The organism is Dorea acetigenes (assembly GCF_025567385.1).
In the GTDB taxonomy this organism is placed as follows: Bacteria; Bacillota; Clostridia; order Lachnospirales; family Lachnospiraceae; genus Claveliimonas; species Claveliimonas acetigenes.
The window spans coordinates 22,327-44,093 of the sequence record NZ_JAOQJU010000028.1 but is presented as its reverse complement, the minus strand read 5'-3'; the positions used below and the strand labels follow the sequence as shown (position 1 = coordinate 44,093).

Annotated in this window: 18 protein-coding genes and 1 pseudogene; 17 read left to right on the top strand and 2 right to left on the bottom strand. The window is 41.5% G+C overall.

The genetic code is table 11. The features are described 5' to 3' along the window. Nucleotides 1-109 precede the first annotated feature (109 nt). Nucleotides 110-661, top strand: coding sequence for a hypothetical protein (locus OCV99_RS15340; protein WP_158371705.1), 552 nt, complete (start codon nucleotides 110-112; stop codon nucleotides 659-661). An 83-nt stretch (nucleotides 662-744) separates the two neighbouring features. On the opposite strand, the gene OCV99_RS15335 is transcribed toward OCV99_RS15340, so the two are convergent. Next, the gene (locus tag OCV99_RS15335) at nucleotides 745-1,194 is read right to left on the bottom strand and encodes a hypothetical protein (protein ID WP_158371703.1); all 450 of its coding nucleotides are present in this window, start codon (nucleotides 1,192-1,194) and stop codon (nucleotides 745-747) included. A gap of 137 nt (nucleotides 1,195-1,331) precedes the next feature. On the opposite strand from OCV99_RS15335, the gene cls reads away from it, so the two are divergent. The 7 genes from cls to OCV99_RS15300 all read left to right on the top strand — a co-directional run bounded on the left by cls (nucleotide 1,332) and on the right by OCV99_RS15300 (nucleotide 10,777). Continuing rightward, entirely contained in the window at nucleotides 1,332-2,807 is a 1,476-nt protein-coding gene (gene cls, locus OCV99_RS15330; RefSeq protein ID WP_416810599.1) for a cardiolipin synthase, read from the top strand. Between the two features lie 253 nt (nucleotides 2,808-3,060). Further along, entirely contained in the window at nucleotides 3,061-4,125 is a 1,065-nt protein-coding gene (gene tig, locus OCV99_RS15325) for a trigger factor (protein ID WP_158371701.1), read from the top strand. After that, nucleotides 4,112-5,452, top strand: a complete 1,341-nt coding sequence (locus tag OCV99_RS15320; protein WP_158371699.1) for a sodium-dependent transporter — start codon at nucleotides 4,112-4,114, stop codon at nucleotides 5,450-5,452. Before tig ends, OCV99_RS15320 begins: the two co-directional genes overlap by 14 nt. A gap of 108 nt (nucleotides 5,453-5,560) precedes the next feature. Next, a complete protein-coding gene (locus tag OCV99_RS15315) occupies nucleotides 5,561-7,126 on the top strand; it encodes an S-layer homology domain-containing protein (protein ID WP_158371697.1) in 1,566 nt (521 codons plus the stop codon). 12 nt (nucleotides 7,127-7,138) lie between these two features. Then, entirely contained in the window at nucleotides 7,139-8,545 is a 1,407-nt protein-coding gene (locus tag OCV99_RS15310) for an MBOAT family O-acyltransferase (protein ID WP_158371695.1), read from the top strand. Nucleotides 8,546-8,559: 14 nt separating this feature from the next. Further along, on the top strand, nucleotides 8,560-9,957 hold the full coding sequence (locus OCV99_RS15305; protein WP_158371693.1) for an alginate O-acetyltransferase AlgX-related protein: 1,398 nt from the start codon (nucleotides 8,560-8,562) through the stop codon (nucleotides 9,955-9,957). Nucleotides 9,958-9,970: 13 nt separating this feature from the next. Next, nucleotides 9,971-10,777, top strand: a complete 807-nt coding sequence (locus OCV99_RS15300) for a hypothetical protein (protein ID WP_158371691.1) — start codon at nucleotides 9,971-9,973, stop codon at nucleotides 10,775-10,777. A gap of 56 nt (nucleotides 10,778-10,833) precedes the next feature. On the opposite strand, the gene OCV99_RS15295 is transcribed toward OCV99_RS15300, so the two are convergent. Beyond that, the gene (locus OCV99_RS15295; RefSeq protein WP_158371689.1) at nucleotides 10,834-11,970 is read right to left on the bottom strand and encodes a glycerate kinase family protein; all 1,137 of its coding nucleotides are present in this window, start codon (nucleotides 11,968-11,970) and stop codon (nucleotides 10,834-10,836) included. A gap of 224 nt (nucleotides 11,971-12,194) precedes the next feature. Between OCV99_RS15295 and OCV99_RS15290 the strand changes: the two genes are divergently transcribed. The 9 genes and pseudogenes from OCV99_RS15290 (at nucleotide 12,195) to OCV99_RS15250 (ending at nucleotide 21,659) form a co-directional block, all read left to right on the top strand. Then, complete coding sequence (locus OCV99_RS15290; RefSeq protein WP_158371687.1) at nucleotides 12,195-13,793, top strand: type I restriction-modification system subunit M; 1,599 nt, start codon at nucleotides 12,195-12,197, stop codon at nucleotides 13,791-13,793. A 5-nt stretch (nucleotides 13,794-13,798) separates the two neighbouring features. Further along, nucleotides 13,799-14,359 (top strand): restriction endonuclease subunit S, encoded by a 561-nt coding sequence (locus OCV99_RS15285; RefSeq protein WP_158371685.1) that lies wholly within the window; start codon nucleotides 13,799-13,801, stop codon nucleotides 14,357-14,359. 13 nt (nucleotides 14,360-14,372) lie between these two features. After that, nucleotides 14,373-15,020 (top strand): annotated as a pseudogene (locus OCV99_RS15280) (DUF3990 domain-containing protein). Nucleotides 15,021-15,063: 43 nt separating this feature from the next. After that, a complete protein-coding gene (locus OCV99_RS15275) occupies nucleotides 15,064-15,447 on the top strand; it encodes a hypothetical protein (protein WP_334307881.1) in 384 nt (127 codons plus the stop codon). Between the two features lies 1 nt (nucleotide 15,448). Further along, complete coding sequence (locus tag OCV99_RS15270; RefSeq protein WP_158371681.1) at nucleotides 15,449-15,922, top strand: NADAR family protein; 474 nt, start codon at nucleotides 15,449-15,451, stop codon at nucleotides 15,920-15,922. Nucleotides 15,923-15,940: 18 nt separating this feature from the next. Then, on the top strand, nucleotides 15,941-18,934 hold the full coding sequence (locus tag OCV99_RS15265) for a type I restriction endonuclease subunit R (protein WP_158371679.1): 2,994 nt from the start codon (nucleotides 15,941-15,943) through the stop codon (nucleotides 18,932-18,934). Nucleotides 18,935-18,995: 61 nt separating this feature from the next. Then, nucleotides 18,996-19,922 carry a site-specific integrase gene (locus tag OCV99_RS15260; protein ID WP_158371677.1) on the top strand — a complete coding sequence of 309 codons (927 nt, stop codon included), beginning with the start codon at nucleotides 18,996-18,998 and terminating at the stop codon, nucleotides 19,920-19,922. 467 nt (nucleotides 19,923-20,389) lie between these two features. Continuing rightward, complete coding sequence (spoIIID, locus tag OCV99_RS15255) at nucleotides 20,390-20,650, top strand: sporulation transcriptional regulator SpoIIID (protein ID WP_158371675.1); 261 nt, start codon at nucleotides 20,390-20,392, stop codon at nucleotides 20,648-20,650. Between the two features lie 133 nt (nucleotides 20,651-20,783). Then, the gene (locus tag OCV99_RS15250; protein WP_158371673.1) at nucleotides 20,784-21,659 is read left to right on the top strand and encodes a MurR/RpiR family transcriptional regulator; all 876 of its coding nucleotides are present in this window, start codon (nucleotides 20,784-20,786) and stop codon (nucleotides 21,657-21,659) included. Nucleotides 21,660-21,767: the final 108 nt, after the last annotated feature.

The following is a 21,767-nucleotide window of genomic DNA, read 5'->3' as shown; positions in this document are numbered from 1 at the left end:
CATTGCTTTTTTATTTGCAAAAGTGATGAATGCCTTGAAAATATAAGGTTTTAAAGAAAAATAGGACTGTAAAACTTTACAGTACCAGCATCCAGAGAGGGGTGGTATTATGAAAGGGACTAAAATTAACGACAAAAAGATATTTATTTTCATTCTTATCTTATGTGTCCTTGCAGTTGTGATTATCATAGCGTTTAAAGTTCGAGGGGAATATGAGACTCCCGAAACCACCGGAGGACTGGAGGATCGGAAGCTGGATCCCGATGTGAAAAAACTGTTTGAAGCAGACAGTGATTCTGCCGGGGATTATGAAGTCTTTCTATGTGAGAATTTTTACGATAATCCGGATGGGCAGGAATATCTTGTGGATGATCCGGAGACCGCGGATTATGTGGTAGAAAGCCTGAGTTCTCTTTCCATTAAGGAAATTCTGCCGACAAGTTCTTATTATGGGCGTGAGGAGAATGGATTAGGAATCAAGATTTCCTCGAAGAGAATCGGAGGCGAAGATTGTTCCGTTGTGATTCTGGGAAAAAGTAAAGAAGGCAATTATGTACTCAGCCTTGCGGAGGATAATGCGATCATGGCGGAGGTCGTAGAGGGTGAGCTTGATTATGCCTATCTCAAAGAGCTCTACCAGGAGGCAGCAGAAGAAAAATAGGAGTTAGAAGTGAGGATAGTATAGAAGCATCAGAAAAATAAAGGACATCTACATCTGAAAACCAGGTGTGGATGTCCTTGGTGTTATTTTCCGGCTTTTTCTTTTAAGCGGGCCATAAATCCTTTTTTCTTTTCCGGTGCCTCAAGTGGTCCGCGGATTCCTCTTACGGATGTGATATAGATGCCGCTCACGGTTGCTTTAACTTCTTTCTTGATCGGAACCTGTGGGAAGATAGAAGCATCGCACATGAAAGTCATAATCTTTGGGCCAACCTTTGCCTTAACGACCGGCACTTTGGAACGGCGCAGGTATTTCGGCGTGTTCTCTACCACAAAAGAGGGGAAACCGGCGTCTTTTAACCGCAGCTTTCCTTTATCGATAATCAGCATGGAGACGGTCTGCTTGACAGCGTCCAACTGTTCTTGCTGTTCTGCCTGCTTTTTTTCGGCTCTCTTTCCTAAAAAATACAATACAACGACTGCAATAATCAATACGGCCAATATGATTAATAAAACCAGTGTCACCTTACTCACGGGGGAACCCTCCTATATCTAATGTAATTTCACAAGTTTCATTTTAGCATTGTTTTTAGGGAAGTGCAAGTGATTTGCGATTTTAGGGTTACTTTTCGGGAAGAAAGAGGATATACTGTATAGGTGAGGTGAAGAAAGTGCTTGATATGATAGGGAACGGTATAAATGTAACCTTTTGGTGGCTGATGGAACATCTGCTGATTGTAAATATTTTTTTGTCGGTTTTGATTATATTTTTTCAAAGAAAGAATCCGACGACGGTGTGGGCATGGCTTCTTGTGCTTTACTGCATTCCGATTCTGGGATTCGTCCTGTATCTGATTCTGGGACAGAATTTCCATAAGGAGCGGATGTTTAAGATGAAGGAGATTGAGGGTGAAGTAAAATATGCGATCCGAAGGCAGGAAGAATCTATATACCGGAAGCAGCTAAGATTAAAAGATCCGGAACTTGAACGGTTCGGAAGCCTGATCCTGTATAACCTGAATGAGGCAGAAGCGGTTCTGACAGATAATAATGACATTCAGATTTATACCGATGGAAAGGAGAAGTTCCGGTCGCTGATTTATGAGATAGAGCATGCGAGGAATTACATTCATATACAGTATTACATTATTAAAAATGATGAGCTGTGGCAGCAGATTGAGGAAGTACTGATAAGGAAAGCAAAACAGGGTGTGGAAATCCGGGTGCTTTTCGACAGCATGGGATGCCGGACGATGCATAACCGGGATTGGGCAAGATTGGAAAAAGCCGGAATTGCGGTGGCAGAATTTTTCCCGGCGCTGCTTGGCAAGCTGCAGCTTCGCGTGAATTACCGCAACCACAGGAAAATCGTTATCATTGACGGCCGTATCGGATTTGTGGGAGGATTCAATGTGGGGCGAGAGTACCTGGGAAAAGATCCGAAGTTCGGCTATTGGAGAGACACGCATCTATGTATAGAAGGGGCGGCAGTGACTTCTCTGGCAGTGCGGTTTGTTTTGGACTGGAATTATGCAGCTAAGGAGAATCTATTCCTGGAAGACCGTATTTTTGAGATTCCTGATTATTTGAGAAATGGGAGGGAACCTGTGCAGATTATTTCCAGCGGGCCGGATTCTAAGAGCCAGGTAATCCGCAATAATTATCTGCGTCTAATTCATTTGGCGAAGGAGAGGGTTTATATCCAGTCGCCATATTTCATACCGGATGATGATATACTGGAAGCGCTGAAGATAGCGGCAAAGTCGGGGATTGATGTGAGGATTATGGTTCCCTGTAAGCCGGATCATCCTTTTGTGTATTGGGCAACGTATTCCTGGCTGGGTGATATGGTCGAAGCAGGGGCAAGATGTTATACCTACGACAATGGCTTTCTGCACTCCAAATGTATGTGTGTGGACGGTCTGGTAAGCTGTGTGGGAACAGCGAATATGGATATCCGGAGTTTTAGCCTGAATTTTGAGGTAAATGCGACCATATACAGCGCCAGGGTTACCGAAAGGCTGGAAGATGCTTTCCGGAACGATATCCTGAAGTCTACGTTGGTGACCCGGAAGCGGTATAAACAGAGGACGCTGTTGATCCGTATCAAAGAGCAGGTGTGCAGACTGTTGTCGCCATTATTATAGTAACAGTTCAGCCATAAGTCGGATTGTGGGTGAATCATGCTTGCATGAATGAACACACGATCCGGCTTATGAGCGGAGCGCCATTTTATGAGCAAAAATAGCTGCATAGCAGCGGAGAAGCATCGTAGATGCGTTTTGCGAATGGTGCGGGCTGAACTGTTACTTATTTATAAAGAAATCTTGCGAAAAAGGTTTTATTTGGGCGGAATATGTGTTATAACAAAATGAGTTGAAAAAATATGAGAGGTGCGATATGAAGAAGAAATTAATAGTAGCAGTAACAGGAATATGTATGATAGCGGGAGCTTTAAGCGGATGCTCTTCTGACACGGCAGAGAATGATTATGTTAGTGTGTCAGGATATAAAGGGATTGAGATTGACAAGGTAGATGTTGATACAGACATAAGTGATGAAGATGTAGAGAATGAGATTAATTCTGTGCTGGAAGAGAATGCAACGGATAAGGAAGTAACAGGCAGGGCAGCACAGTTAGGCGATACCGCAGATATTAATTATGTAGGAAAGGTTGACGGGCAGGAGTTTGACGGCGGCTCTGCGGACAATTATCCGTTGGAATTGGGATCCGGCTCTTTTATTGACGGTTTTGAGGATAGTATTGTGGGACATAATGTGGGAGAGACCTTTGACTGGAATGGAAAATTCCCGGATGATTACCAGAATACAGATCTTGCGGGCAAGGATGTTGTCTTTACGATTACGGTGAATGCACTTACGGAGCCGGAACTTCCTGAATTGACGGACGATTTTGTTAAGACGGTATCTGAAGAGTCTGAAACAGTGGAAGAATACAGGGAAGAGGTAAGAAAGAACCTGGAAGAGACTGCGCAGGAGAATTACGATTCTGAACTGAACAGCGCTGTGTGGGAGGCAGTTTTAGAGAAAGCAGAAGTAAAAGGATACCCGGATGGTGAAGTAGACCGGATTTATAATACTTATCTGGAGCAATATCAGGAGATGGCGTCCTATTACAACATGGAATACGATGAATTCATCCAGCTTTATACGGAGATGACGGTGGATGAATTTGAGGAGGAAGCAAAAGAGGCGGCCAAGGATAATATCAAGCAATCCCAGGTAGCGGAAGTTATTGCGGAGAAGGAAGGTCTTACGCTGACAGATGAGGAATATGAGAAAGAATTTGAAAAACTGGCAGAAGATTATGGTTATGAAGATGTGGATGATCTAAAAGAAGTAGCGGGCGAAGAGACATTAAAACAGCTTGTTTTGCAGCCGATTGTACAGGAATGGCTTGCTGAAAACTGCGTACAGAAGGAAACGGACGATGGGGACAAGTAAGGAAAAAGGAAGAGATGAATTCCGCACTCGTTTAGGATTCATTGTGGCATGCATCGGTTCGGCAGTGGGGATGGGCAATATATGGATGTTCCCTTACCGGACCGGTAAGTTTGGTGGAGCGGCGTTTTTGATTCCCTATTTTATTTTCGTAATCCTTTTGGGATTTTCCGGCGTGATTGGCGAGATGGCATTTGGGCGCGGCGTGAAGGCGGGGCCTATCGGAGCTTTTTCAAAGGCTATGGAGATGCGCTTTGGAGAAAAGGCAAAAACCTGCGGAAAAGTAATTGGAATGATTCCGGTTATCGGTTCGCTGGGAATCGCGATTGGTTATTCTGTAGTCGTAGGATGGTTTTTAAAATATCTGTGCAGTGCGGTTGCGGGAAGCCTGACGAAGGTAGAGGATATGGGCGCTTATTTTGGCGAGCTGGCGGTTGACTTTGGCAGCGTAGGCTGGCAGCTTTTGGGGTTAGCGCTGACTTTTCTGATTATGGTGCTGGGAGTAACCAAAGGCATTGAAAAAATGAATAAAATTATGATGCCCGTGTTTTTTATATTTTTCATTATTTTGATGATTCGGGTGGCAACGCTTCCGGGAGCGTCAGACGGCTATCGATATCTCTTTGTCCCGGAATGGGAGAAGCTTGGAGATATAAAGACCTGGGTGTATGCGTTGGGACAGGCATTCTTCTCTCTGTCATTGGCGGGCTCAGGAACATTGGTATATGGAAGCTATCTGAAAAAAGATATTGATATTGTAGGGTGTGCGAAGAATGTTGCATTCTTCGATACCTGTGCGGCTCTGCTTGCAGGGATTGTAGTGATTCCGGCGGTGTTTGCGTTTGGACTGGATGTTGCCAGCGGTCCGCCGCTGATGTTTATTACACTTCCGGCAGTATTCCAGCAGATGCCTTTTGGTGGACTCTTTGCGGTTATATTTTTTGTGGCGGTGCTTTTTGCCGCAATTACGTCCTTGATGAATCTCTTTGAGACGCCGATTGAAGCGCTGCAGGAACAGTTCCGGTTATCAAGAAAAGCGGCGGTAGGCGTCATTGCGCTGGTATCTGCGGTAATAGGTGTTTTCATTGAAAGCGGAGACTCAGTCGGTGCCTGGATGGATGTGGTGTCCATTTATATCATTCCGCTGGGAGCGCTGCTTGCAGGAATTATGTTTTTCTGGGTATGTCCGAAAGGATATGCCAGAAGCCAGGTGGAGATGGGAGCGAAGAAGCCGCTTGGCAGGTGGTTTGAGCCTGTAACAAAATACATATTTGTAGGCATTACTCTTGTGGTATATGTGTTGGGGATATTTTTCGGGGGGATTGGATAGAGATTTCTTTCCATTCCCCCGGTGTTAATTGTTCATTTTGTGATAGTAGACACAGGTTTTTGCGTTATTAATGTATAAATGTGAGAGAATAACAGGAGGGAACGCAAGATGAAGAAGCAGATAAAAAGATTAATGGCCCTTGTTTTGTCTGTCAGCATGACTTTTATGGTGCCGGGGACGGCTGCCTTTGCAGATGAAGTGCAGAATGCGGATGAAGTAATTGAGTTATCCGGCTTGAGTGGAACTATATTTGACGATGTCAATACCGGGGATTGGTATGAGTCATATGTTGGTTATGTTTTGAACAAAGGGATTATGACAGGAAAAGGCGAGAATCTGTTTGCTCCGGGAGAAGAATTGTGCAGAGCACAATTTGCGACGGTTCTGTACCGTATCGCAGGTTCACCGGATGTAAGCTACAGCGCTGTTTTCCCGGACGTGCCGGACGGCATGTTTTATACAAAACCAGTATTATGGGCGAGTCAGGATGAAGTGGCGGTAATTACGGGATATGAGGAAGGAAACTTCGGACCTGACGATATGATTACCAGAGAACAGATGGCAACAATGCTGTACCGCTATGCAGAATATAAAGGTTTTATAGACTCGGAAACTGACGATACGATTCCCGGGGAACCAGATTCTGAGGGCGAAGAATCTGAAGTGACAGATCCTGAAATAATTGAAACTGAGGAGACAAATGCCGAGGAGTCTGAGATAATTGCGGCGGAGTTGTCGGAACTTGACAAATATCCGGATGCTGCTTTGGTTAGTGGATTTGCGCAGGATGCGATGGAATGGGCGGTCTGTGCAGAGATTATTACCGGGGATAACGGAACCTTAAATCCGCAGGGAACTACGAACCGGGCAGTCTGTGCGACGATGGTTCAGCGTTTTTGTGAAAAGTTTATGCCGGGAGAACTTAAGGATGTGGACATGTCTGCCAGCTGTCAGAGAGTTAGTATCACGCAGACAAGTGTGGAAGAAGGGATTTTCTGGATAAAAGCGGAGGGTGTGAAGGCATCTATGGATATTCAGAAGGTTCAGGCGAGAGTATGGTGTTATGGCGTGAATGAAGATGCAGGTTGGTATACGTTGGAAAAACAACCGGACGGCTCCTACGGAACCGGAGGCGGCGTTCTGTATCATGGGATTCATTTTGGAATCTATTATGCGGATATGTACGTCATGTTAAGTAACGGCGTTCGTCTGTATGTAGGAAGTGCGAATGTACAGGTGGATGGTTCTATCGGACAGATCCGCGTGGTAAATCATGTGAATAATGTATATAACCAGGTGGGAAGAGATTTGTATTCCTGCTATATGTGGGTTGTGAATAATGTAAGCTATAAAAGGCTTCCGAATCCGCTTGAGCCGCCGGCAGGGTATACCAGTGCAGAGTGGTATGCGCTTCAGGCATTTGATTTGGGCGAGGGTAATTGCTATTGTTTTGCCGCAGCATTTTATTACTTGGCAAAAGGACTGGGATATGATGCAGAGTTTATTCAGGGGCGTGTGAAATTAAGAAGCGGTGGATATAATCTGCACGGATGGGTGATCATCAATCTGGATGGTGCTTCTTATATCTGTGACCCGGAATCAACAAGGGACATCGGAAGATATAATTTCTATATGCAGCCGGTGAACAGCCCGGTTATGCAATATGAATGGTAATAGGTGGGCGATATGGTTTTCAGTTCAATGACATTTTTATGCGTCTTCCTTCCGGTAGTCTTCCTTTTGTATAGTGTTTTGCCGTCTATACCTGTAAAAAACGGACTGTTAATCATTGCGAGTCTGTTGTTTTATGCATATGGCGAGCCGAAATACGTACTGCTGATGATATTCAGTATTGTCATGAATTATCTGTTCGGGAGACTGCTGGATTCAGAAAATGAAAGACTGCGCAGAATGATAGTTGGATTGGCTGTGTGCGTCAATCTGGCACTGCTTTTTGTATTTAAATATCTGGATATGGTTCTGAAGACAGTGAACCAAATTAGCCATAGTTCAATTCCTATGGCTAATTTGGCGTTGCCGATAGGAATTTCTTTTTTTACATTTCAGGCATTGTCATACGTGATTGATGTGTACAGGAGAGATGTGGAAGCCGAGAAGAATCTGTTCCATGTGATGCTCTATATCTCCTTCTTTCCACAACTGATTGCGGGACCGATCGTAAAATATCACGACATTCAGGAACAGATTCGCAGCCGCAAGACGGATTCCGGTGAGATTGCGGCAGGGATGCGCAGATTCATACTGGGACTTGCCAAAAAAGTGTTGATTTCCAATGTAATGGCGGTAACCGCAGATGCTTTATTTGCCGCACCGATGGGTGAGATGAACATTTTATCTGCGTGGACGGCAGCCATCGCCTATCTGTTCCAGATCTATTTTGATTTCAGCGGATACAGTGATATGGCGATTGGTATGGGTCGGATATTCGGATTTACGTTCCAGGAAAATTTCCGCTACCCATACATTTCGCAGAGCATTCAGGAGTTCTGGAGAAGGTGGCACATCTCCTTGTCGACATGGTTTAAAGAATATCTGTATATTCCACTTGGCGGGAACCGGAAGGGAAAAGTGCGGACCTGTGTAAATAAGCTGATCGTATTTTTTTCCACAGGATTGTGGCACGGAGCAGACTGGACCTTTGTTATATGGGGATTGTGGCATGGAATGTTTATGCTTTTGGAAGAGGTGATTCCGGTTAAGAAGCTGCCCAGACTGCTTAGGCATGTCTATACATTGCTGGTTGTGACTGTTGGATTTGTCATGTTCCGCGCAGATACATTTGCCCAGGGGATCCAGATGACGGGAAAGATGTTCGCCGGATGGAGCTTCCAGGCTTCGCAGATGAATCTGGTCTTACAGCAGATGACGCCGTTGTTTATTCTGACAGTCATAATCGCTGTTATCGCATGTATGCCGGTTTTAAAATGGGTAAGAGAATGGGGCGAAACAATACAGCCGTGTAGAAAGGTTATGGAGCCAATCGGTTATCTGATGAGCCTGTTTCTCCTTGTGCTGTGCATATTAAGCCTGTCAAGCGGTACATATAATCCATTTATTTATTTCAGATTTTAGAGGGAGGAAAAAGTATGAAGAATACGGGATATAAAATTTTTATCATACTTGTCTTTGCTCTTTTGCTAGTGCCATTTGCCGGGATGTCATTCTGGGCGACCAATGAGACGACAGAGAATACGGAGCTTGCCAGTTGGCCTGCTCTGACAGAAGATGGAAAGTGGAACGAAGCGTATCTTTCAGAGATGGGAGAGTATTTTGAGGACCATTTTGCCTTTCGGCAGTATTTTGTCACGGCAAATGCATTGCTCAGGGGAAAGGTCTTAAAAAGCAGCGCCACAGACCAGGTAGTAGTCGGGACGGATGACTGGCTGTATTATAGCGGGACACTGGATGACTATTGTGGAACAGAGTTGTTAAGTGAGCGCGAGCTGTATGCCGTCGTCCACAATCTGAAACTGATGCAGGATTATGTGGAGAGCTGTGGGAGCAGGTTCATTCTTACGGTTGCACCGAATAAAAATAGTTTGTATAATAAGAACATGCCTTATTATTACCGGAAAGGTACTGACAGTAACCTAAAACATTTGACTGAGAAAATGTCGGAGGCAGGTATCTCCTACGTTAATCTTTATCAATTGTTTGCCGGGCAGGATGAAATGTTGTATTTTAAGAGGGATTCCCACTGGAATAATCAGGGTGCGGTTCTTGCGTATAATGCGCTTATGGATCAGATGGAGAAGGAGCACGAGACATACCTGAATGTGCCGTATGAGTTAGAAAAGACGCATATCGGCGATATTGATGAGATGCTTTATCCACTGGCGGCTGAGCCGGAGGAAGACTATATTTACGACAAAGAGTCTGGTTATACGTATGTCAATGATGTGACAGACAATATGGACGACTGGATTGAGACGCAGAATCCGGGAAAGGAAGGAACACTCCTTATGTTCCGGGATTCTTTTGGAGAAAGTCTTCTGCCGTTTATGGCAGACGAAGTAGGACGGGGATATTTTTCCCGGCTGGTTCCCTATAATCTGACACAGGTGGAGGAATATCACCCGGATTATGTGATCGTGGAACGTGTGGAGCGTAAAATTTCTGCATTTGCAGAGGAGGCGCCGATTATGGAGGGTCCTATGACAGCGCCGGTTTTAGCGCCGGAAGCAGAGACAGGCTCTACATTGGAAACGGAGAAGCAAGGATCTTATCTGACGGTGAAGGGAAAGATTGATGAAAGATATATGGAGACCGGAACTGAAATCTTTGTATCTGTAAGAGATAACGCCTCAATGGATTCGAGGACTTATCAGGCGTTCTATACCGTGACAGATGACGGTGACGGAAACGGGTATCAGCTTTATTTAAAGGGAGGTTCTGTTCCGGCGGGAGATATACATATCAGTGTCATTGTACAAAATGAAAAGCAAAATACAATTGTAGTTTCTAAAGATATAATATGGAATTAAGGAGGAAAAAGTAATGAAAAGAGTAGTGAAGTATTTACTGCTTGCACTTTGTCTGTGTTTTGTGCTGGCAGGATGTGGTAAGAAGGAAGAAGTAGAAGATACCGCAGAAGAGAAAGAAATGCAGGAGGAAGAAGAGGAAGAAGTAGAGGAATATCTGGTTATCGGAAATAAGACAGATGATGCCTACGACATTTTTTTAAAAAACAGTACAGGTCAGGACATTACTGGTATTGCAATCAAGACATCTGACAAGACGGAGTATCCGGCAAATATGATGAAGAGTGGTGACATTTTGGAGAAGGATGAAACGGCGGAGTTGTTCTATACGCCGGAAGATGCCGCGTCAGGTGATACTTCCATAGCAGAGGATGGAGCGGATGTAGCAATTAATGTTGTGTATAATGTTCAGATAACACTGGCGGATAATACAGTCATCGAATTGAGTTCGCTTGGATTTGAAGATGTTGAAAAGGAAGTGGAGCTTTGTTATGAGGATGAGGTCGGCTTTGTAAAATATGTAAGTAAGACTTCTGGAGACTCTGTTTCTACAAAAGAGCAGGAGTTGGGAGCAAAAGCACAGAGGGAAGCACAAGCGGCCGCAGAGGCACAGGCAGCCGCAGAGGCACAGGCAGCAGCAGAAGCGGCAGCACAGCAACAGCAGCAGACGGAACAGTCCGCATCAGGTTCTTCAGACGGAAGTTATTCAGGAGAAAGCTATTCAGAACCGGTTTATACGGAGCCGTCAGATCCGGCAGGACAGGAAACGGTGCCGGAACAGAGCTCCGAGGGCTGCCTTAACCCGGAGGATTTAGGATTGTAAAAGAAACTGTTAAGAGGGCGCTTGAAATGTATAGCTGCCCTCTTTTTAATTTCGGTTTACAAAAGGGTTATCAGACGGAAGACCTGTTCAGTGGCAAGAGCCATATTTTCACTTGCGTTGGAAGGCTCCATCGCCTTTTCCAGTGTGGTTATGCCACGGACAATAGGGAAGAAAGCGTCAATTCCGGCGGTGTTGCATTCCACGGCATCCTTTTCTATCCCACCGGCAAAAGCCAGTACTTTCACACCGTATTTCTTCGCAAGCCTGGCTACGCCCACGGGAGCTTTCCCCATGGCAGTCTGAGAATCCAGGCTGCCCTCTCCGGTAAGAACCCAATCTGCGTCTCTAATGTCCTGCTCCAGTCCTACAGCTTCAAGAACAATATGAATGCCGGATTGGAGTTCTACATTCGGCAGATAACTTAAAAAGGCAAATCCGAGACCGCCGGCGGCTCCAGCACCTTTTGTCATCCGGCAATCGCGGCCGGTGTATTCTAATGTTTTATCTGCAAAATACTTTATTTTCTCATCAAAAAACGGAAGCTCTTCTTCAAAGATTCCCTTTTGCGGACCGTATACATAGACAGCGCCCTGTTCACCGCACAAAGGGTTCGTGACATCACAGGCAATGCGGAAGTGACACTGCGAAAGCTCCTTTGGTACATTTTTGCTGTTGATGGAAGCGATTTTTTCCAGATTCTGAAGTCCGGGCTTTATGGGAAAGCCTTTATCATCCAGAATCTCATAGCCCAATGCCTGAAGCATTCCGACACCGCCTTCGCTTGTAGCGCTCCCCCCGATTCCAATGATAAATTCCCGGCATCCACGGCATATGCCGTCCAATATCATTTCACCGACGCCGTAAGTAGTCGCTTTCAAAGGATTTAGTCCCTGACGCTTGGCAAGTACGATGCCAGCGGCTTCTGCAATCTCCATAACGGCAGTTTTTTTGTCGCTGAGTATACCATATTTTGCTGTCGTTTTTTCACCGAGCGGCCCGGTAACGCTTAAAGTCACATATTCACCGCCGAGACCTTCTATCAGCGCATCAGTTGTCCCTTCGCCTCCGTCAGCAAGAGGCTTTACGATGATTTCAGCATTACATACCCGTTCAATCCCTGCTTTTGCTGCATTTCCTGCATTTATAGAACTTAAACTTCCTTTAAATGAATCCATTGCAATTACGACTTTCATATTCCACTCCATTCTGCCATCAGTTCGGCTGCCTGTAAAAATAAGCACAATTTCTTCTATTATAACAGTGCTTTGCCCGGAAACGCCAGATGAAGTTGCTGCGTTTTGGGGATTCTGGTCTTTTTCTATTACTCATTGAGTTGTGGATAAAAATCGGTTAAAATGAAATGTAGAAATATTGTCTAAAGTATTTTTATAGATACGAGTAAACGGAGGATAATTAAATGGCGGAACAGGAAAGCAGTAAAGATTTGATTAGTGTATTATGGAGCGGAGCAGATATATTACGTTCAAAAATGGATGCAAATGAATATAAAGACTATCTTTTAGGAATTGTTTTTTATAAGTATTTATCAGATTCCTTTTTAATAAAGGTCTATGACTTGATTTATGATGAAAGACCAGAAACCTTAAAGGTTGCTTTGGATGCATATATTGAGGCTTTGAAAGATGAAAGTGCAGAAGAATTGAAAGACGAGATAAAATCATCCTGCCATTATGTGATTGAGCCGGAATTAACTTACACAAATTTTGCGGAGGCAGCGCGAAATAATTCTTTTAATCGCGAGCAATTACAAAAGGCATTTAATAATATCGAACAAAGTGATCCATTATTTGCAGATTTATTTACAGATATTGATTTGTATTCTAATCGTTTGGGAACGGGTGATCAAAAGCAAAGTGACACAATTGCCAGTCTGTTAAAAGAAATTGATAAGGCAGATTTGCTGAATACTGATACAGATGTGTTGGGAAACGCTTATGAGTATTTGATTGGTCAATTCGCCTCTGAAACGGGAAAGAAAGCCGGTGAATTTTATACACCGCAGGCTGTTTCCAAAATATTAACCAGAATTGCCATTTCTGGGCAGGAAAGCAAAAAGGGGTTGTCCGTTTATGATCCATGTATGGGTTCAGGCTCTCTTCTACTAAATGCAAAAAAATATGCACTTGAGCCGAATTATATTAAATATTACGGACAAGAATTAATGACATCTACATATAATTTGGCACGCATGAACATGTTTTTACATGGTATTGCACCGGAAAATCAAAAATTGAGAAATGGTGATACTTTAGATAGTGACTGGCCAACGGAAGAAGAAACGGATTTTAATATGGTACTGATGAATCCGCCATATTCAGCAAAATGGAGTGCAACGGCTGGTTTCCTACAAGATGAGCGGTTTAGTGATTATGGAGTTTTGGCGCCGAAGTCAAAAGCTGATTATGCGTTTCTGTTGCATGGCCTGTATCACCTGAAAAATAATGGAACAATGGCAATCGTATTACCGCATGGTGTGCTATTTAGGGGAGCCGCAGAAGGAAAAATTCGAGAAAAATTATTACGTTCCGGAAATATTTATGCAGTAATTGGGCTGCCTGCAAATTTATTTTATAATACATCCATACCAACTTGTATTGTTGTATTAAAGAAACACAGAGACGGAAGGGACGTCTTGTTTATAGATGCTTCAAAAAAATTTGAAAAAGGTAAAAAACAAAATACAATGACAGACGAGCATATAGATGCCATTGTAAATTTGTATCATAAGCGAGAAACGGTAGATAAAGAATCTTATCTCGCCAGCTTTGAAGATATTGAAAAGAACGATTTCAATCTTAATATTCCAAGGTATGTGGATAACTTTGAAAAAGAAGAGGAGATTGATTTAAAAGAACTTTTGACAGAGATGAAGCAGACTGACGACGAAATTAAAAAAGCACAAAGCGAAGTGCTATCGTGCTTAAAAGAATTAACATCTTCTGATCAAGATATTATGTTGTCTATAAATGACCTTATTAGAATGATTGAGGGGTGATAAATATGGGAAAACCGAAAATTCGATTTAAAGGTTTTACAGAAGATTGGGAACAGCGTAAGTTGGGGGATGTCGTTGAATTTCTTGATACAGTAAGAAAACCATTAGAAGGAGTAAAACGTGTTGCAGGGCCATATCCATATTATGGAGCTTCGGGAATTGTTGATTATGTAGATGGGTATTTGTTTAATGAGGAATTGATTTTGTTGAGTGAAGATGGTGCAAATATTACCGACAGGAATTATCCGGTTTGTTTCTTGGCATCCGGAAAATACTGGGTTAATAACCATGCTCATGTTCTTCGTACAAAAGAAGAATATGAGAATAACTTCATTTGTAATTCGTTAGAGAGAAAAGATTATACTCAATTTAATACAGGTATGGCAATGCCCAAACTTAATAAAGAAACCTGCAAAAAGATTCCGATTTTCTGTCCATTTTATGGAGAACAGAAACAAATTGGAGACTATTTTAGAAGTTTGGACCGCCTCATCACTCTTCACCAGCGGAAGTTAAAAATATTGAAAAACATCAAAAAATCTATGCTTGAAAAAATATTTGTTTAGGAGAACAGTACATATGGGAAAAATTGTATTATTTCATGGGAGCCCTAATAAGGAAATGGCGCCAGAATATGGACGTGGTGAAGATCGACATGATTATGGAAAAGGCTTTTATTTAACGGAAAACATAGAGCTTGCAAAAGAGTGAGCGGTATGTAGGCCAGATGAGGCAAATGGCTGGGTGCATAAATATGAATTAGAGATAGATGGTTTGAAGATATTAGATTTTCAAAGTGAAAATATTTTGTCGTGGCTTGCGGAATTAATGAAACATAGAGAGGTGGCTGACTCTAAAAGATATAGAATGTTATCGAAGAAATTTATTGAGAAATATGGTATTGAGACAAAAGAATATGATGTGATAAAGGGATGGCGGGCTAATGCTTCTTACTTTTATATAGCGAAAGCGTTTGTAAGAGATGAAATAGATGTGGAGATATTGGAGGAACTTCTTTTGTTGGGAGACTTGGGAATTCAGTATTGTATAAAGTCTGAATTAGCATATTCACAACTCTACGAAGTGGGAGAAGAACTTTCTACAGTAGAGTTTGAGGCTTTTAATGAAAAATATAATAAGAGGGATATTACAGCTAGAAGAAAAATGAAAGAATTGATTGATTCTGACCGGAATAAAGTAATGAATGTGTTTAGTACATTGATGTGAGGTGATTGAGATGCGGGCGTATGCGGAAGCCTATTTGAGTGAAGTGGTTGAAAGTCAGGGAAAATTATTTGATTTTTATGCTCAAAAATTTCCGGAAAAAGATACGGAAGATTTTATTCAGATATATATGAAAAGTAAAACAAGAAAGAGTATTGATGAAGCAAAAGCCTATGTTGCTACGATGGATGCTCAGGAGTTATGGAGATATTTTTCAAGTACTGAGAAATATGAAGGAAAACAAGGAATAGCATTGGAAGGATTTATGCCAGATTGGATAGGCGAATTTTATGCATATTATCAATGGTATTACAATATGCCCAGTTCGGAAATAGTCGAAAGGATTCCTGTTAGATTTCTTGCGAAAGCATATTATGGACTTCATGATTTGGAATTAGAGTTGGCGGTAAAAAAGGTTGGTGAGATTTAGGGTGGACGTTGTATGTTTTCACAATCCAAATGAAGAGAATGGATATCTGAGTAATTGGTATTTATCGCAGTTTTGCGTGGATAAAATTGTTTTTTCTTCAATGGAACAGTATATGATGTATAAAAAGGCAACCTGTTTCGGGGATGATAAGATTGCAGAACAGATTCTCGGAATAGATGATACCGCTCGTATAAAAGAATTAGGACGACTTGTGACAGGATATAGCGATCATTATTGGAGCGGAATTAGACAAGTGGTGGTTTACGAGGGGCTTTTAGCAAAATTTTTACAAAATGATGGGTTGAGGGAGCGGTTGCTTGATACCGGGAACCGTATTATTGCAGAGTGTGCTGTGAATGATCATATATGGGGAATTGGATTATCTATGGGAAATCCTGACAGGCTGGATTTGAAGAAATGGAAAGGGCAGAATCTATTGGGATATTCGTTAATGATGGTGAGGGATAAACTGTAAACAAAGGAGGGAAATATTATGCCAGAATTAGAGGCTGTGATAGAGAAAAAGTTGATTGAAGAGCTGGTTTATGGAGATTCTCAATGGACATATAGAGAAGATTTAAAGACGGAAGAAGATTTATGGAAAAATTTCAAGTACATTTTGGAGCAAAATAATAAAGATCGTTTAAATGGAGAGAATTTATCTGATGCAGAATTTGAACAGGTAAAAAATCAGTTACAATTTTCATCATTTTATAAAGCGGGGGAGTGGCTGGTTGGAGAAAATGGAAAGGTGCAGGTTCATGTACAGCGTGATACCGAGCGCTTACATCTTGTAGTGATGAATCATGAACATATTGCTGGTGGCAGCAGTGTTTATGAGGTGATTAATCAATATAGCGCGCTGAAGTCTGAAGATGAGAAAGCGACCCCGGGAAGAGATAGACGATTCGATGTGACATTGATGATTAATGGTCTTCCGATGATCCATATAGAATTGAAAAATAAGCAGCACTCATATATGGATGGGTTCTGGCAGATTAAAAAATATATTGGAGAAGGAAAATTTACCGGGATTTTTTCGGCGGTGCAGATGTTTGTAATCAGTAATGGAGTTGATACAAAATATTTTTCGGCTGCCAGTGATACAGAATTAAATCCTAAGTTCATTAGCGGATGGCTGGATCGTGATAATAATCCGGTGCCAGATTATCTTGATTTTGCTAAGAATGTACTACGTATTCCAGAAGCACATGAAATGATCTCGAGATACACAGTATTAAATGAAGATGCAAAACGGTTGATATTGTTGCGTCCATATCAGATTCATGCAATCGAGGCAATCAGAGAAGCATCAAAACAGGGAAAATCAGGATTTGTATGGCATACAACAGGTTCTGGAAAAACACTGACGTCTTATAAAGCAACCAGAAATCTATTGATGGATATTCCGTCCATTGACAAAGCGATTTTCCTGATAGACCGTAAAGATTTGGATACACAGACAACTATGGCATTTCAGGCTTATGCAAATAATGATTTGGTAGATGTGGATGAAACGGACAATGTAAATGATTTAAAGAAAAAATTAAAATCGGATGATAGACAAGTAATTGTTACTACCATTCAGAAACTGCAAATTTTAATCGCAAAGAGATTAAAGGACGGCACGCCGGAATGTCAAAAAATTAAGAATCTCAGGATTGCATTTGTTGTGGATGAGTGTCATCGTGCGGTTAGTCCGGGAACAAAAAGAGAGTTGGAGCGGTTTTTCTACCGGTCTTTGTGGTATGGATTTACGGGTACGCCAAGATTTGCAGAAAATCCATATCCGCAGAAGGGAGATCTTCCAAGAACAACGGAAGATTTATATGGGGAACGTCTTCACAAGTATACAATTCAAAATGCAATCCATGATAAGGCAGTACTCGGATTTCAGGTAGAGCATAATGGACCGAAAGATATAGAGGATGAAACGGACAGCAGCGTATATGACAGCGAAACACATATGTTAAAGGTATTGGATATTATTTTGAATAAGTCCTATCATAAACTGGGTTTTCAAAATGGAAAAGGACAGACTTACGAGGGATTGCTTACTACAAGTTCGATTCAAAGAGCACAGCAGTATTACGAATTATTATCTAGGGTAAAAAATGGAGAAACGGATCTCATAATTGATGAGCGAATCAAACAGGTTTTGCCGGATTTCCCGAAATTTGCAATCACCTATTCTGTAACAGAAAATGAAGAAGGTTCTCAGGTCAATCAGGAGAAGATGCAAAAATCGTTGGATGATTATAATGGAATGTTTGGTACGAAATATGAATTGTCTCAGATACAGGGATATAATGGAAACTTGAATAAACGTCTCGCAAGAAAAGGTTCCAAATATGAAAGTAGAAATGAACAGCTGGATTTAGTGATTGTGGTAGATCGATTATTGACCGGTTTCGACGCTCCTTGTATGTCTACGATTTTTATGGACAGACAGCCGATGGGGCCACATGATCTGATACAGGCATTTTCAAGAACAAATCGAATTTTTGATAAGAATAAAACATATGGACAGATCGTTACATTTCAGGCGCCGGTTCTTTTCAAGGAGGCAGTTGATAATGCAGTAAAACTATATTCTGCCGGTGGAACAAAAGAGGCGCTTATGGCAGAATGGAATGAGGTAGAGCCCGCTTTTCGGAAAGCGCTTGCCGCACTTCGTGTTTCTGCTGAAAAACCGGAAGTAATTCCCTCTCTGTCTTTGAATGAGAAGAAAATATTTGCAAAAATGTTTCAGGCATTTGACTCTTTGTTTGCACAGTTAAAATCATTTACTGTATATGATGATAGTATGTTAGAAGAATATGAAATTTCTGAAGAAGAATATGATGACTATGTGGGACACTATAAAAATGTAGTACAGGAAATTAAAGATGCACAGGCAGAAGGAGCTGATATTTTAGCTGGGGAAGACGGCGGAGATGATACAGAAATTGATCAAGACTATGAGCTGATGGCATACAGCAATACAAAGATTGATTATGAGTATATTATTCACCTGATTCAGAATATCGTTACACCTTCTGACGAAACGGAAGAAGTTACGCCAGAAGAACGTCAGAAAAAAATTGATGAAGTGAAACAGTATGTAGGAGATTTGCGAAAAGAAAATCCAAAAGTTGCAGATATTATGTCGAATTTGATTGCAGAAATTGAAACGGATGATACAAAATACAAGGGACAGTCCATTCTTAATATTGTGGAAAATATGAAGAGGGATTGTATCGAGCGTGTGATTTCTGATTTTTGTATTACTTGGTATGCTTCTAAAGATGATGTGATGTATGCGGCAACACACTATCAAAACGGAGAAATTTCCAATGAAAGTGCAATTAAAATGACGGCAGATTATACAAACTATAAAGCATCTCAGGAAAAGTCGCTTCCTAAGTTTAAATATTATAAAAAAATGATGGCAGAGTTAAAAAAACTTTTGGATGAAGAAATAAAGCCGCTTTTAATGGTTGTATAATTTGAAAGTTACTTTTTAATGGTTTATATCAGCGTAAGTATTTCGGAGAGAGAGGGAACTTATGCTTAACGATATGAACAGAACAGAGTTATTTTGTGAGTATTATGCTCAGTGGATTGAAGTATATAAAAAGGGGGCGATAAGGGAAGCAACTTTAGCAAAGTATTTGATGACACAAAAATGGGTAGAAAAATTGATCCCGGAAGTAAAAGTTTCTGAATTAACGAGAACCGCATATCAACAGCTTTTAAATGAGTATGCGAAAGAACATGAAAGACAGACAACATTGGATTTCCATCATCAATTGAAGGGCGCAATTCTTGATGCAGTTGATGAAGGATTGCTTCCACGAGATCCGACTAGAAAGGCAATTATTAAAGGAAAGACGCCCAAAACAAAGAAAATCAAATATCTAAATCAATTTGAATTACATAGATTGATTGCAGATCTTGATATTAAAGATACACCAAATTGGGACTGGTTTATTCTCTTAGTTGCCAAAACCGGGATGCGTTTTTCGGAGGCGCTGGCGATTACACCGGAAGATTTTGATTTTGCGAGGCAAACTTTGTCCGTCAGCAAAACATGGGATTATAAAGGAAATGGAGGTTTTTTACCGACAAAAAATAAATCGTCGGTTAGGAAAATCCAAATTGACTGGCAGATAGTAGTGAAATTTTCGGTTTTGACTAGGAATCTTCCACCAGATAAACCCATTTTTGTTGGTGAATCAAAAATATACAATTCAACAGTAAATGATGTGCTTACTAGGCATTGCAGAGCGTGTGGGATTTCTGAAATTTCAATTCATGGTTTACGACATACACATGCTTCACTGTTACTATTTGCAGGGGTGTCAATTGCAAGTGTGGCTAGAAGGCTTGGACATGCGAGTATGACAACCACACAGAAAACATATTTGCACATCATACAGGAGCTTGAAAATAAAGATGTAGATTTGGTAATGAGGACATTATCGGGATTATAGAAATTAAGGTGTAATAGAAATACTTACGTTGATAATGGGTATATATTATATAAAAATTGACCATATAAAGAGAAATAAAAATGATTGTGGCAGGTGTAGAAATTGTTGTAAGATGTATCATGGGAGTATCCTGAAAACTGCAAGAAATATCCGTATACAGATCAGCCGGATAGATGGGCAAGCCTTTACAGCGTGTTGGATGTAATCGAGGTCTGTCCGGTTGCGTTTGAAATCTATGAGAGACTGAAAAAAGAATATGGGTGGAGATACAGATGTTAAGTATTAATTGAAAAATGGTTAGGCCGGGCAGATGATCGACTTTAACTATGTTCAGAGACGGTGCTTTAAATGCAAAATGCTTGAAAGAGATTGGGAAATCCATTTCAATACCTGGCTCATTCGATACCTGTCATACATACAAAAACCCTTGCATAGATTGTAAAAAATGAACTATGCAGGGGTTTTCTATGAAGGATTATATTGAGGAGAGGGCTGTTGAAATAGCGTATTATATTATTGAACATAAAGCGACAGTGCGGCAGACGGCGAAACAGTTTGGGGTGAGTAAGAGCACCATACATAAAGATGTAACTGAACGCTTGCAGAGAATTAACCCGGCACTTGCGGCGCAGGCGCGGAAAGTATTGGATGTGAACAAATCAGAGCGCCACATACGGGGTGGACTTGCTACGCGGGAGAAGTATTTACATATGGAACATAAGAGATAGAAGAGACCGGAGATATTTTACAAAGATTTAACAGCGGTTTTTTTCGATTTCTTGTAGAATAGAAGCGAATGGATGTGGAAGGAAACTACAAAGATGTTTTCTTGGATCTGTAACAATTCTACAGGAGGCAGAGATGCAGATTGAAGATACGATGGGATTTTTAATCCGGAGTAAATATAGTTTGCTGCGGGATTCTGAGAAGAAGGTGGCGGATTTTGTTCTTGGACGTGGAGAGTTATGCAGGACGATTTCCCTGGAAAAGCTTGCAAAGCAAAGCGGTGTGAGCCAGCCTACGGTGGTGCGTTTTGTAAAAGCGCTTGGTTATCAGAGCTTCCGGCAGTTCCGGTATCGGCTGATTGAAGAGGCGGCTGACAGATATCAAAGAGAAAAGCCGGATGTACAGATTATGTATGGATATCAATTGGAACAGTTAGAAGGAATAGAGCAGGTGCCTTCCCAAATTGTAGCAACCACGGTTGCGATGCTGGAAGATATGCAGAAAAGTATTGTGCCCGGGGAATTTAAAACGGCGGTGCAGATGCTTGCCGGAGCGAGGCGTATTCATTTGTATTGTGTGGAGAATTCGGCAGCAGTGGCAAAGGATCTTCAGACAAAGCTTCTTTATATGGGAATGGACTGCCGCTATGATGAAGATTATTATATTCAGAGAATTACAGCAGCAGCTATGACGCCTGAGGATGTGGCGGTGGGAATCTCGTATTCGGGGCAGTCAAAGGATGTCGTGGACGCAATGAAGACGGCGAAGAAGGTGGGAGCGAAGACGATTGCTATTACTAATTTTAAGAAATCGTTGATTGGGAAATGGAGTGATGTGCTTTTATGTGGCTCTCAGGAGCAGCATTTCTATGGAGATGCTATTTTTTCCAGAGCAACACAGATTGTAATTGTGGATATGCTTTATATGGGGATAATTGCTGAGAATTATTGGAAACGAACTAAAGAACTGGATAAGAACAGCCATATTATACGGGATAAGGCTTATAAGTAAGAAAGAAGACAGGATATATCTTTTGTAGAAAAACTACAAAAGATATATCCTGTTTTTTGGTGCCTGATTTTACATTTCTCTAACCTAATCTTGAAATGGCTTTGATTG

Bases quoted from the DNA above. Each gene is read 5' to 3' on its own strand.
- OCV99_RS15320 (WP_158371699.1), top strand. From the start codon at position 4,112: ATGGGGACAAGTAAGGAAAAAGGAAGAGATGAATTCCGCACTCGTTTA.
- OCV99_RS15305 (WP_158371693.1), top strand. From the start codon at position 8,560: ATGAAGAATACGGGATATAAAATTTTTATCATACTTGTCTTTGCTCTT.
- OCV99_RS15295 (WP_158371689.1), bottom strand. From the start codon at position 11,970: ATGAAAGTCGTAATTGCAATGGATTCATTTAAAGGAAGTTTAAGTTCT.
- tig (WP_158371701.1), top strand. From the start codon at position 3,061: ATGAAGAAGAAATTAATAGTAGCAGTAACAGGAATATGTATGATAGCG.
- OCV99_RS15300 (WP_158371691.1), top strand. From the start codon at position 9,971: ATGAAAAGAGTAGTGAAGTATTTACTGCTTGCACTTTGTCTGTGTTTT.
- OCV99_RS15310 (WP_158371695.1), top strand. From the start codon at position 7,139: ATGGTTTTCAGTTCAATGACATTTTTATGCGTCTTCCTTCCGGTAGTC.
- OCV99_RS15265 (WP_158371679.1), top strand. From the start codon at position 15,941: ATGCCAGAATTAGAGGCTGTGATAGAGAAAAAGTTGATTGAAGAGCTG.
- OCV99_RS15250 (WP_158371673.1), top strand. From the start codon at position 20,784: ATGCAGATTGAAGATACGATGGGATTTTTAATCCGGAGTAAATATAGT.
- OCV99_RS15260 (WP_158371677.1), top strand. From the start codon at position 18,996: ATGCTTAACGATATGAACAGAACAGAGTTATTTTGTGAGTATTATGCT.
- OCV99_RS15285 (WP_158371685.1), top strand. From the start codon at position 13,799: ATGGGAAAACCGAAAATTCGATTTAAAGGTTTTACAGAAGATTGGGAA.
- OCV99_RS15290 (WP_158371687.1), top strand. From the start codon at position 12,195: ATGGCGGAACAGGAAAGCAGTAAAGATTTGATTAGTGTATTATGGAGC.
- spoIIID (WP_158371675.1), top strand. From the start codon at position 20,390: ATGAAGGATTATATTGAGGAGAGGGCTGTTGAAATAGCGTATTATATT.
- OCV99_RS15315 (WP_158371697.1), top strand. From the start codon at position 5,561: ATGAAGAAGCAGATAAAAAGATTAATGGCCCTTGTTTTGTCTGTCAGC.
- OCV99_RS15340 (WP_158371705.1), top strand. From the start codon at position 110: ATGAAAGGGACTAAAATTAACGACAAAAAGATATTTATTTTCATTCTT.